We start from the raw sequence: 12,913 nt of genomic DNA on the forward strand, positions 1-12,913 counted from the left end.
TTAGCCAATACAGCACTAAAGAGCCTAATCCTACTCAACAATAGATATTGAGCATTGTGATGCCTACTGCATTACAAACTGGGCTAGTTCAGTTCCAACATCGCATTAATCCGAACTATTTCTTGCTGCCATTTCACTTGCAGATCAGGCTTCTGATGCTTTGCTTTACGAGCTTGGTCCTTACTGAGTAATTCTTCGAGCTCGAATAGCCTTTCTAAAAGGCCCTCTTCATCATTTTGCGACTGCTGATCATCTGTTTTAAGCAGCTCAGAACCTGAATCGACACAGGCTTTAGAGTTAGACTGAATCGTCGCAGAGCAAGGTTCCACGTTATGACCTTGATGGCTGACAGACATCGCCTCATACACCGCATCTAAGTAAGTCATTTCCATAAGTTGACCGTCATTGATGTACCAGAATCTATTGCATGATTTTTCGATCAACTCTCGATCATGGCTGACCAACAGTAGCCCCCCGTCGAATTGAGTTAAGCAATTCGCAAGCTCTTCCTTACCTTCAATATCAAGGTGGTTAGTGGGCTCATCCAACAACAGGAAGTGATACTTCGCTAGCGATAGCCCAACGAACAGCAGTCGTGAACGCTCTCCACCACTCAGCTCAGCGATCTTTTGCTCGTGCCTTTCGTAGGAAAAACCCGCGCTAATCAAAGCCATTTTCCTAGCTTCCTGAGACACAGGATAAAATGAGTAAAGTGAATCCAGTAGTGAATGGTCATCACGTAATTGGTGCAAGCTTTGATCGTAATACCCGACTTCGGCATTGGGGTGAAAATAATCATTATCTCCAAGTTGAGACGCCTGATAATTCGCCCACAGTACTTTCAGAAGCGATGACTTACCCGACCCATTTTTGCCTAACACAGCAACACGGTCACCGCTCTTTATCTGTTGGAACAGCACTTCAAACAGTGGCGCTTGGTCGTCAGCGGCGGTAATTGGCACCTCCGACAATTCAAGTAGTCGATTGGCCTTCATGGATTCACCGGACAAACTTAGTGTCCATGGTTCAACGGAGTCTAAACGAGTCATGGTCGAGCGTAACCCTTCGGCTCGCTTTTCCATGCTTTTTGCTTTTCGTGACAGACCTTCATTGTCAAAGTCACGCCCCCAAATCGCTAAACGATGAGCGCTCTTTTCGATGCGATCGATCTCTTTCTTTTCTGCTTGTTGCCTTTCAGCATCCGTTCGATCTTTATCTTCCAATGCTTTTCGAGCTTCGGTGCACCTTTGGCTAAAGCTAAGTATCCTTTTGTCACGTAACACCCAAGTAGAATCAGTGACGTGGTCGAGTAATCGTTGATCATGCGAAACCATGACAAACGTCCCTCTCCAACCTTTCAGGAACTGCTCTAACCAAAGTAACGTCGGTAGATCTAAGTGGTTACTTGGTTCATCTAGCAACAGGACATCTGGCTCAAGAATCAATGCTCTCGCGACTAACACTCGCGCGTATTGACCGCCACTTAAAGTGCCTATTGGCTGGTTCCAATAGCTTTCATCAAACCCTAAATTAGAAAGAGTAATTTGCGCACGCCATTGTTCTGTTTGCTGCATGTTTAAAGGAAGGTTATCGGTCACAGCATCAAGCATTGAGAGACTCAACAGTCGCTTGGGTAGGTGTTGCTCAATCAAAGCAACTACGGCATTCGAAGCAAAGGAAACATTCCCCACAAAGTCTGGTAAATCTTTGTTTAACAGACGTAATAAAGTACTTTTGCCACAGCCATTACTGCCTATAAGGCCAATGCGGTCACCTTTTTTAATGGTAAAGGAAAGCCCATCAAATAGGCGGCATGATGTTAGATCGTAAGAAATGGATGATGTAGATATTAATGTAGTCATTTGTTTACTCAAGTTTCAAGCGCAACAAAGCGCTGTCGTCATTCGCTGACAACAACCAAGTAAACTAGAGTGAAGAAACTCTATTGAAGGTTATATTGAAATGCTTCGCTCAAGTTTTGGTTATCGCAGCACGATAGTGTTAAAACTTGAGTTTTGGTCGTACCAAAAAATATGCGCGAAGTTAAATTCACACACTTTCATAAAAATCCTCCTTGTATTTGTCTTGAGTTGAACATTAGCGCTAAAAGTAAATCACATTAATCGATGAGTCAAAATATTTAGTCGCTTCGTCTTGGGCTTGATTTACAACGTTAGGTGACTGTTACCCGGTGCATTTTTCGTGGAGTATCACCATAATCAATAACGGCATAATGCTGAGTGACCCTGTTGTCCCATATCGCCATTGAGCCCTTGTTCCATTTAAAACGCACTTGATATTCTGGTCGTCGTGCAATTTCAAACAGCTGGCTAAGTAATGAATCACTTTCTTCACGCTCAAGCTCAAGCTCATTGATGTAACGGGTAAATTGCTCGTTGATATATAACGTCTCTTTGCCCGTTTCTGGATGAACTTGCACTAAGGGATGTACCACAGGCGGGTTTTCTTGCGCAGTTTTCAGCAGCGACTTATGCCAATCTAGCTCGATTTGGTCCGATTCAATACCCTCAAATGCGACTAACGAATGCGTTGCCGATAAGCCCCTTAGCTTGTCTTTCATGCTTTCATCTAATGAATCAAACACTGCGGTCATTGAACACCAAATCGTGTCGCCACCGACATCCGGTACATGTTGAGCATGTAATAGAGAGGCTTTAGATGGCAGCTCCCGCCAAGTTAAGTCGGTATGCCAATAACTCTCCATTGGCGCATTACCTCGAGTAGTTTCTATCACACTGACTTGCGGAACTTGTTCTACACGCGGAAAGAAAGGATGAGCGGGTTCGAGATCTCCAAACCGTTTTGCAAGTGCTAAGTGTTGTTCTGGAGAGAGGCTTTGTTCATCCAAGAAAATGACTTGATAAGTAACAAGTGCTTTGTACACATCATCGAGTTCACTCTCACTGCAATCCGAAAGACTTAATCCATGAATACGAGCGCCAATGTGAGGTGTAATGGGTTCAATTTTCAACATACTTTCGCTTATCGGCTAAGAGGTATTAAGGGGAAGTCATTTAGCTACTCGTTATTAAACCGGACAGAACCGATTTTTCTTTCCTTACCACGCAACATAAAACGCGTTTATTCGAAAAACAAAAGAAAAGAGCCCCTACACTGGAGCTCTTTTTGTTTGTTGATACTTCCTGTATCCGTAGACAAGTCCAATCTGTAGTACTTTCACCGAAAGCCAGATCATCGATATCTCCAGTTGTGTATCACTATTAAATCTAGCATACAAACTTCGAGCTTTTCTGAGACGTAACCGAAAGTTCGTCGAAGTACCGCCAATTCCTGCTTATCAACCAAAGCAAGCAAGGCCATATCCTTTTGTTGCCTCCTACAAACCAAAAACAAAGCCCACAACAGGGTGGGCTTTGGTTATCAGTCTTCTGAACTGACTAAACTAGTGAGTAACTTTTTGAAACCATTGTTCAAACCAAAAGTTAAAAGTTTGCTTGAAGCGTCAAACCACTGTACGCCGAGTATGCATTCAACATCACGTGATATCTGCCGCTTTGGGTGACATTCACCGTACAAGTCTCGCTGTTGCCCGATCGGTAAGGTCGGCAGTCCCACGTACTAAGCGTTGGTTTATCCCCGAAACGTAGATACAGATCCGCATCGCCTGTGCCACCAATGATGACCACTGTCAGCTGTTGACCCTGCTCTAAGTCCATGTAGAAGTAATCCTTTTGCCCTCGGCTGCCACTCAGTCCATTAACCGGCACGCCAGAGACTAGTTTTCCATCTGGATCTGGTCCAGGTGTTGGACCACCGCAATCCGGTTCACAGCCACTATCAGTCAAACTATACAGCAGTTTATTGGTGGTTCCTCTTGTGTCAGAAACCTTATTCTCCGAGGCTCTTGAGTTCAGTAACCCTGCGAGTTGAAGCGGTGTTAAGCCATTGTTTTCCTGTAAGTACAAGGCTGCAACGCCCGCAACATGTGGCGTCGCCATGGAAGTTCCGCTAATCGTTTTATAGCCGCCATCATACCAAGCAGACTTAATTTGAGATCCCGGTGCGAATAGATCAACACAGCTGCCCCAGTTCGAGAAGCTTGAACGCGAATCAGAGCTGGTTGTGGAGCCCACCGTCACACCACTTGGTACACGAGCTGGTGATGTATTACACGCATCGGCATTTGAGTTACCCGCTGCCAACATAAAGCTCACGCCGGATTGAATTGCGCCTTGTACCGCGCTATCCAATGCGGTTGAACGACCGCCACCTAAGCTCATGTTGGCGACTGAAGGCCCTGATGCATTTTGAGCAACCCAGTCCACACCAGATATTACGCCAGATGTGGTTCCTGAACCCGAACAACTAAGTACTCTTACCCCAACAATATCGACATTTTTAGCCACACCGTACTGGCTACCGCCAATCGTTCCTGCAACGTGGGTACCATGCCCATTACAGTCACTCGAATCAGCATCATTATCCACGAAATCATAGCCAGAAACCGAGCGCCCGCCGAATTCCTCATGATTATTATTAACGCCCGTATCAATCACGTATGCTGTTACGCCAGAGCCATCAAAATTGGCATTATAGTTTCGGTCCAAAGGAAGACTTCTTTGATCAATTCGGTCTAGCCCCCAAATCGCGTTACTTTGAACGGCTTCATTTGAAACAACAGGATCGATACTGAGTATTTGGTCTTGTTCTATATATTCAACGCGAGAATCACGTCTGAGTTGCTTTAATTGAACTGCGTCTAGATTTGCCACAAAGCCAATAATGGAGCTATCAAAAACATCGTCTGTTTTGATTGAAAACGAATTGGCCATCTGGCCTACCGTTTGTTGAGTGAACTGCTGTAATCCAGCCGCGTCATTCATTAGCATCTGCGGTTGTTTCAATACAACAATATAACGATCAGTGATCGCATCATCTGATGAAGCCAACATCAGTGGAGCAATAGGTTGTTGTAAGTTTTCAGTTGAATTTAAAGCCGAACCTTGAGCCAAACTTGATGCAGAATAGATACCAAATGTGGCTGCAATACAACAACTTAATACTTTCTTTAACATAGCTTGTTCCTTGATATTTTAGGTTTGTTGGTTGTTACCTACGACAAACACGAAAATGCAGACAGCTAGCGTTATACGCTCAATACGTGAAGCAACAGTGTTACAAATTCAACCTAAGACAATACGAATGAGATTGCTTATTAATTTATATTCATCTCACTAGGAACTTCGAGTGGGGGCAAACTATTTTGAAAAGCTTATGCAATCACATTTTATATAATTTGATCAAAAGCTCTAATTTTAACAAAAGTCGAATGGTTGGTTAAAAATGGTGTATGTGAGAGGGATCATCTTCACTATTGACATATTACACACCAAAAATCCCGCAAAAACTCAAAAATACAGCATCAAAATTAAAGGTGATTAGTCCTGCTTATAGTGAATAAATATTATTAATTGTACTCGCAGGCAGCTTATCTCTATCTTGGCTACATTACCCAACACCATAAACCAACGCGATTACACAGGGAAAACGATGACCGCCATTACCGATTTAGACATTCTGTTAAAGTCCATATCACCTGAGCTCATTGAAGGTGATTATGTTTTTTGTACGGTAGATGGAGGACTAGCCGACTATGTCCACCTCAATCCGATGGCGACCTTTCGAGAAAAAGAAGGGTTAACTTTGGTGCTGACAGAAGAAGTGGCGACTCAAGCGCAGTTAAGTTTCGACGGTGTATTTAGCATGATCACTTTATCGGTACACTCGAGCCTAGAAGCCGTCGGGTTAACAGCCGCCTTTGCGACTAAACTTGGCTCGTACGGCATCAGTGCCAATGTGATTGCAGGCTATTATCACGATCATATCTTCGTCCAAAAGCACAAAGCTGATCAAGCCATGAGCGCACTTCGAGAATTCTCAGAAGCAAACTAGCAGAAGCGAACTAGTAACATAAGCGCTCTAAGTAGATGAGTTCGCTTGTTCACGGATAAAGCTGACCAAGAGCTTGGTGAGATGCGTGTGATAGCTCATTGACCGATAATGGATGTAAATCGTTAGTGGGGCTAATTCAAGGTCTAACCGTTGTTCGACTAACGAGCCCCCGTCCAACTCATCTCGACAGAATTCTCTTGGTAACGCTACAAAACCTAACCCTTTGACAGCTATAGCTTTAGCGATAAACCCGCCATCAACATTGATGTCTGACTTGATAGCCACACTCTTCAAGCCTTCTGGCCCACTAAATATCCAGGGGTTACCAGCAAAAGCTTTGTAACTTGAAATACAAGGCATTGCGGACAGCTCCTCAACTGTGGTCGGTGAGCCATATTCCGCCAGACAAGATGGCGAAGCTAAAACCGAACTCTCCCATTGACACAATGGCCGTGAAACCCAGTCGCGATCATCAAGCGAGCCTCGCTCAAAACTAATAACGATATCAGGATCGCTGTTTAACGCGCTTTCTATCGACGTACTGTGTTCGCAAAACAGAGAAACATTGGGGTAGCTAAGAGCAAAATCAGCGAGCACATCACCAATGAAAGGGATGTCTGGTGAGCTCACGCGAATACTGCCTTTCATTGACTCCGTTGAAATGCTGACGTTTTGCAATGTTTGGCTCAATTGACGAAGAGGCTCTCGGATTTCGTTGTAAAGCATTTCACCGGCCGAAGTTGGCGTCACCTTTCTGGTTGTCCGGTAGAACAATTTATTGCCAAGCTCAGCTTCAAGCTGTTGAACATGTCTACTTACCGTTGAGCTAGGAATTAGCAAGCGTTCTGATGCTTTTACAAAGCTACTCTGTTCAAAGACACAAATAAATGAGTTCAACCAAGCGTTATCGATCCTTTCCAATTCATTATCCCAAAACTGCTAATACTGAATCTAATATTAGCCTATTTTTCAGGATTATTTATCACGATAAGGTACAGAAAATTCGCTAAGGAGAACAAATTATGACAGCAATCAAATCGAAAATTTTTGAGCGCGATGGATACAAACTCAAAGTAGAGCAGCATGGTAAAGGACCGAAATTATTGATTATTGGCAGTGTTGATTATTACAAAAGAGTGATTCCAACAAGGCTTCACGATCACTTTACTTGTCTGTACCTAGATCATCGAGGCTTTGCTCAAACCTTAAACGACAAGCATAACAACACCATCACTCTAGACATTATTTCCAAGGATATTGAAGCTACCTGCGATCATTTCAATATTCGTAAAACCAGTATTCTGGGGCATTCCGGACACGCGTACATGGCACTCCATTTCGCGAGTTTGACCGATATTCAGATTAATAAAGTAATGGTAGTAGGTGCTCCGCCAAACCTGTCGGAGGCGATGAAAGCTAAGCAATTTCTTTACTGGGAGAACAATGCCTCACACGAGCGAAAGCGCCTTTTGGAGCAAAGCCTTGGAAAGCTTGAACACGATATAAACAGAGAACCACATAGGAAGTTTGCGCACTTGTGTCATAGACTAGGCCCGATGCGTTGGGCAGATCCTAGCTTTAATGAGCTCCCCCTTTGGGAGCAAGTTACAACCAATACGGCGCTACTGGATTCGCTCTGGGGTGATGCCTTTGGCAAAATAAACCTCGCTACGCTACCCCATGCTAACCAACTGGATGTTACAGTCGCCATTGGTGAGCTTGATTTCAGCATCGCACCTTTGGATACGTGGTTGCCTTTAAAAGAGACATTTGGCTCGCTTGAACTAGTGGCGCTTAAAGGTGTATCTCATACTCCGATGTTCGAAACACCCAAGGAGTTTGTTGAGCTAATGTGTCATCACCTACTAGGTTAAACCAACGACCTGTCTAACAGACATTCGAGAATCAGAAGACTGCAACTAGCAAGCACAAAAAAAGCGACGCAATGTACGTCGCTTTGGCTTATTGCTTAACGCAAACAGGCTGATCAGGCATCAGTCCATTAAATGCTTAAGCAAGCTTAAAAGTCGCCACTTTGTCACTTAAACCAGCGGCTTGGCTCTTAAGTTCATTCGACTCAGTTAAACTGTCCTGAGCACCTACTACCAAGTGGTCAGTCACATCTTTAATGGTCGTAATGTTCTGAGTGATCTCACCCGTCACATGGGTTTGCTCTTCTGCTGCAGTCGCAATTTGAGTCGCCATGTCGCTAATCAAGGCAACCGACGTGTTTATCTCTTCTAGCGCGAGAGAAGCTCGATCCGCATCTTCTACTGAATGTAGTGCTAGCTTAGAGCTCGTCTCCATAAGTTCAACGGCTTGCGCTGTAGTGCGCTGTAGAACATCGATCGTTGCCTTAATCTCTTCCGTTGAAGAGTGAGTGCGCTGAGAAAGCACACGAACTTCATCGGCTACTACGGCAAAACCACGACCTTGCTCACCGGCACGAGCGGCTTCAATAGCGGCATTCAAAGCAAGCAAGTTCGTTTGCTCCGCAATGCCTTGAATGGTGGCTAATACAGTTGAGATTTCTTGAGCGTGTTTATTCAGATCGCTGATCACACTACCCGCTTCGTTCACTTCATTCGCTAGGTTATTGATGGAACCTTTAGTGTCGACAACTAATGCGTGACCGCTGTTGGTGCTCGTCGCTGAGTCTTGCGCGGCTTTTGCCGTTTGCTCTGCATGCGATGCGATCTCTTGCGTTGCACTCGCCATTTCAGTCACGGCCGTAGCGACCATCGTGATTTCTTGCTGTTGATGGTTTAGCTCATTCACCGAAAGGTTTGCACGTTGTGCGCTCTGTTCAGATTGGCTGTTCAACTGCTCAGATTGACTACGGATATGGCCGATTAGCTGCTGCAAGCTGCCGACAAACGTATTGAAGTTCTGAGCTAGCTCACCCACTTCATCTTGATTATCAACATGAATGCGTTGAGTTAAATCACCACTGCCGTTCGCAATTTGCGCCAGAGCCTGAGACACATGATTTAGTGGACGGAATAGAATGGTGCAAAGTAAGTTAAATAGTACCGTACAAACCACCACCACTAACAATGTCACCAACACCTGACCGATAACAGCATCAAAGAGTGGCGCGACCAAAGAGTCATGATTCACCACGCTAATCGTAATTAGATTGGTTCCATCAATCGTGCGTGCGTACAGCACATAATCAGTCCCGTTCAACTCAATGGAAATGTCCTGACCGCTTACCAACGCCTTTTGCACATCTGAAAAGTTCAAACCAAGTGAGCTGATATCTTTGTTCAGTAGCTTAGTGTCTGCGTGCGTGTAAACCGTGCCCTTGTTGGTCGCGATAAACATGTAACCTTCACCTGGAAGAATTACTTGCTCAAGGCTGTTCAGAATGTCGGTAATTTCAACATCCGCCCCCAATACCACCTGTTGGCCATACAATTGCATTGCGGTGCCCAGTGACACTACATTCGCTCCTGTTGCCGCTGCAACCGTAGGGTTGTCCATGAAAACCTTACTTGGATTGGCAACCGCATTGGTATACCAGCCCCACAAACGAGGATCATCATTCCCCGGTGGTAGCACTACCCCGTTGGCATTCTCTTGTGAGCCATCAGGATACGCTAGGAAGACATTATCAAAAGAGCCAGAATCGCGAACCTGTTTCAGGTGAGTAACCAAACTCTCCTTTTGAGACTCTTGAGACAGAGAAGTAAGCGCACGCTCTTTGGATAAGATCCAATCCGATACGTATTGATTGTATGAAGCCGATGCACCTTCTAAGCGCTGTTCAACTTCTGTATCCAAACGCTGCAATGAAGCACGAAATGAAAGTGCTTCTACCAAAATCCCCCCCAGGATGATGGCAAGGCTGGCAGAGATCGCCAGCTTATTCTTAAGTGAGAGTTTCTTTAACATAGGAAACCTATAATTTTTATATAAATAGCCCGCAGAAACAGAACCGTTCCCACGCTTAAAGCAAGCTGATATATTTTACACATTAAAATAAATTATAAAATGCCCTAAGATATTGTATTTAAGGTATATGTGAGCCGAAAAATAGATCCAGATCAAACCAAAAGGTCGAATATCATTCGATAAGGTTCTATTCCACTTCCTCGTTATTATGTCGAGAATAAATGCCGCGCGTGTTGATTCGTTATCAATCACAAGCCAACCCAAAAGGCCTCGTCGTTACGAGACCTTTAATTTCTATCTATAAAGAGACGTGACCTATGCCATTTATTGTTCACTTTAAAAGAAATGAATCTCCATATTGCTAAACAGCCGCTAATGGTATTCGGCTAGCTTTTGATTGATAAACAGTGCTGATAAAATGATAACCAACGCTAACCATGTTGTGGGGTGAACAGACTCATTCGCAAGTAATACTCCGATGAACACACCCACAGCGGGTACAAGATAGTTCGTCATTGAAGTAAATACTGGCCCGGCGTTTTGTATGCTCATCATATAAAGATAATAAACAATACCTGCACACATCACTCCTAAGTAAACCAACGAAAACACTGATGAAGCGGTAGGCTTAACGCTGACGATTGGCGAAGTCAAAAACGCAATTAACATCAGTTGAATGCTCGCCATACAAAGTACATTTCGTGCAACAATCAATGGATGCTCACCTCTCACTCGATTAAGTAATAGTAATGCAATAGCGAAACACACCGCTGCAACCATAATGGCAGTGGCACTTATTAAATTGATATCACCAGTAGTCAATAATAGCTCTGGGGAGAATAAGACTAATAACCCACTAAAGCCGACGATGACACTTACAGCGTTCCCCTTGGTTATTCTTGCATCTTTTATAAAAACAGGTGCTAGCAATAACGCATAAAAAGGGAGTGTGCCCATCAGTATCGCCGCAATTGAACTGGATAAGCTCTGCTGTGCCCAAGGCACAAGAATAAAAGGGATCGCAGCTTCTAATAGCCCTATAAGAGCAAAAAGCCCCCACTGATTGCTAATGCTTTTAACTCTTATAAGGTTACATATAACAATAAGTGTCATTGCACCTAGCACTGCTCTAAGTGTCCCAACCCAGACTGGAGAGAACCCTTGAAGTGAGATTTCTTGAAAAACAAATTGGGAACCCCAAATTAGCCCGATAGCGATTAACGTTAAATAATTTTTTAGCATGTTTAATATTGCCCAGAGGAATTAATCTGATGAAAAGTAAAAATGAGATGTGCTGAAAAGGTTGCCTTATTTATTACTACTCGATATTTCAGATTTAAAGGCCACAGCATCGACTTCAATTAGCATTTCATCTAACGCAAGTCTAGGTACTGGAATCAGTGTACTCGCGGGTAAGCGCTCTTCAGACCAACGTTTGAGCATTTCTTCACTCCAGATATGCAGTTTATCTGAATCATGCTCAACGATTAGAACGGTAATCTTTACGACATCGCTAAAATCCATCTCATGAGCCTTCAAAGCAATATCAAGGTTAGATAATACAACCTGGACTTGACGACGAAAGTCTTCCACCAATTCATGTTCTAGCCCTTCACCACCGCTTTGCCCTGAAATAAAAACAAACTCTCCGTTCGCGGAGGTCTTCACCGTATGGCAAAAACCAAAAGAAGTTGGGTTAAAAAGTTTTTCAGGATTATAAAATTTCAATCTTTTACGTGACATTCTTTTGACCTATTAAGCTGTGTTTTTAACGTTAGGGAGTGTAAAACTTCAACTTAACTTTAAGTCAACAAACAATTTTCATTAAATCAGTTATCTATGGGGGTAACCTAGCGTTCACCTTATCATTCGATTAATCTTATAAGTCGTTATGTCCATAGAGTTTTCTTATGTCTCGAAGCCAACGCCTCTTTGATTTGCTTCAATTATTGCGCTGTCACAAATATCCCGTGCCTGCCGATCACCTTGCTCAAGAACTGAATGTCAGTACACGTACCATCTATCGTGATATTGCAACACTACAGGCACAAGGCGCGGAAATCGATGGAGAAGCTGGTGTGGGCTACCTGCTCAAACCTACCTTTACTCTGCCACCAATGATGTTCACCTCGGAAGAGCTAGAAGCGTTGCGACTCGGAGCGGAATGGGTCGCTAAGCAAGCTAATGGAGAGTTCAGTGAATCGGCTAGAAATGCGATTGCCAAGATCTCGGCCGTGCTCCCTTCAGATCATCAGGCTAAACGCAGTGAAGATATCATTCGTGTTGCTTCAATCATTGGGGTTGAAGATTTAGGTTTTGAACTGTCGGAGATAAAGTTAGCGATTAAGCAACAAAACAAAGCTCAAATTCAATATACAGACGCCAAGGCAAAAGTCAGTTCTAGGGTCGTATGGCCTATGCTGATCGGCGTATTTGAAAACTGTTATGTATTGGTCGCTTGGTGTGAAACACGCAGTGCTTATCGAAACTTCAGGCTGGATAGGATTAACGAATTGACCATACTGGAAGAAAAGTATTCAAAGTCACGGAATAGCTTACTCAAAGAGTGGCAAAGCATGGAAGGGATTACAGACAAAGTGATTCGCTACTGACAAAAACTGTCACTAGTTAGAGATATATTCCTGTGGTCCAAAGAAGCACCACACCAGATAACCTAACTAGGAGCAGCTATGTTTACTATCGATTCATTTGTCCTTTATGTTACTGACATTCACCGCAGCATGGATTTTTATTCCAAAGCCTTTGATTGTGAGCCAACACTGCTATCTCCGACATTTGCAGCCTTAACTTTTGCAAGCAATGTGAAGATCACCCTCAAGCAATCTGACGCTCTAACGCCAACAAGCAAAGTAACTGGTGGCGGCACTGAGCTATCGATAGCAATGACAGGTAAGCAAGCTCTGGAAAACCTCTATAAAGAATGGAAAGCGAAAGGAATCCAGTTTGAACAAGCACCAGAAGAGTCCGTGTTTGGTATCAACTTTGTCGCGATTGACCCAGACGGCCACCGCATTCGAATCTTCGCCTAAATGAAAAAGAGCAAGCGACACTCTAGTTGCTT

At 43.8% G+C, this 12,913-nt stretch carries 11 protein-coding genes; 4 read left to right on the top strand and 7 right to left on the bottom strand.

The window, feature by feature from the left end:
* Positions 1 to 83: 83 nt before the first annotated feature.
* The 3 genes from F0232_RS11135 to F0232_RS11145 form a co-directional block, all read right to left on the bottom strand.
* Complete coding sequence (locus tag F0232_RS11135) at positions 84 to 1,862, bottom strand: ABC-F family ATP-binding cassette domain-containing protein (RefSeq protein WP_105056988.1); 1,779 nt, start codon at positions 1,860 to 1,862, stop codon at positions 84 to 86.
* Between the two features lie 311 nt (positions 1,863 to 2,173).
* Entirely contained in the window at positions 2,174 to 2,995 is an 822-nt protein-coding gene (locus tag F0232_RS11140; protein ID WP_061031526.1) for a TauD/TfdA family dioxygenase, read from the bottom strand.
* A gap of 469 nt (positions 2,996 to 3,464) precedes the next feature.
* On the bottom strand, positions 3,465 to 5,057 hold the full coding sequence (locus F0232_RS11145) for a S8 family peptidase (RefSeq protein ID WP_105056987.1): 1,593 nt from the start codon (positions 5,055 to 5,057) through the stop codon (positions 3,465 to 3,467).
* A 475-nt stretch (positions 5,058 to 5,532) separates the two neighbouring features.
* Between F0232_RS11145 and F0232_RS11150 the strand changes: the two genes are divergently transcribed.
* Positions 5,533 to 5,934, top strand: a complete 402-nt coding sequence (locus F0232_RS11150; RefSeq protein WP_105056986.1) for an ACT domain-containing protein — start codon at positions 5,533 to 5,535, stop codon at positions 5,932 to 5,934.
* 27 nt (positions 5,935 to 5,961) lie between these two features.
* On the opposite strand, the gene F0232_RS11155 is transcribed toward F0232_RS11150, so the two are convergent.
* A complete protein-coding gene (locus F0232_RS11155) occupies positions 5,962 to 6,855 on the bottom strand; it encodes a LysR family transcriptional regulator (protein ID WP_105056985.1) in 894 nt (297 codons plus the stop codon).
* Between the two features lie 101 nt (positions 6,856 to 6,956).
* Between F0232_RS11155 and F0232_RS11160 the strand changes: the two genes are divergently transcribed.
* Positions 6,957 to 7,808 (top strand): alpha/beta fold hydrolase, encoded by an 852-nt coding sequence (locus F0232_RS11160; protein WP_105056984.1) that lies wholly within the window; start codon positions 6,957 to 6,959, stop codon positions 7,806 to 7,808.
* Positions 7,809 to 7,944: 136 nt separating this feature from the next.
* Here F0232_RS11160 and F0232_RS11165 read toward each other — a convergent pair whose 3' ends face one another.
* From F0232_RS11165 to F0232_RS11175, 3 genes are all read right to left on the bottom strand, one after another.
* Positions 7,945 to 9,831, bottom strand: a complete 1,887-nt coding sequence (locus tag F0232_RS11165) for a methyl-accepting chemotaxis protein (RefSeq protein WP_105056983.1) — start codon at positions 9,829 to 9,831, stop codon at positions 7,945 to 7,947.
* A gap of 372 nt (positions 9,832 to 10,203) precedes the next feature.
* Positions 10,204 to 11,073, bottom strand: a complete 870-nt coding sequence (locus F0232_RS11170; RefSeq protein ID WP_105056982.1) for a DMT family transporter — start codon at positions 11,071 to 11,073, stop codon at positions 10,204 to 10,206.
* A 66-nt stretch (positions 11,074 to 11,139) separates the two neighbouring features.
* On the bottom strand, positions 11,140 to 11,574 hold the full coding sequence (locus tag F0232_RS11175) for a RidA family protein (protein WP_008217422.1): 435 nt from the start codon (positions 11,572 to 11,574) through the stop codon (positions 11,140 to 11,142).
* Between the two features lie 167 nt (positions 11,575 to 11,741).
* Between F0232_RS11175 and F0232_RS11180 the strand changes: the two genes are divergently transcribed.
* Together F0232_RS11180 and F0232_RS11185 are read left to right on the top strand one after the other, a co-directional pair.
* Complete coding sequence (locus tag F0232_RS11180; RefSeq protein ID WP_061031533.1) at positions 11,742 to 12,443, top strand: YafY family protein; 702 nt, start codon at positions 11,742 to 11,744, stop codon at positions 12,441 to 12,443.
* A 78-nt stretch (positions 12,444 to 12,521) separates the two neighbouring features.
* Positions 12,522 to 12,881 (top strand): VOC family protein, encoded by a 360-nt coding sequence (locus F0232_RS11185; protein ID WP_105056981.1) that lies wholly within the window; start codon positions 12,522 to 12,524, stop codon positions 12,879 to 12,881.
* Positions 12,882 to 12,913: the final 32 nt, after the last annotated feature.

Source organism: Vibrio sp. T3Y01, from assembly GCF_013114525.1.
In the GTDB taxonomy this organism is placed as follows: domain Bacteria; phylum Pseudomonadota; class Gammaproteobacteria; order Enterobacterales; family Vibrionaceae; genus Vibrio; species Vibrio chagasii_B.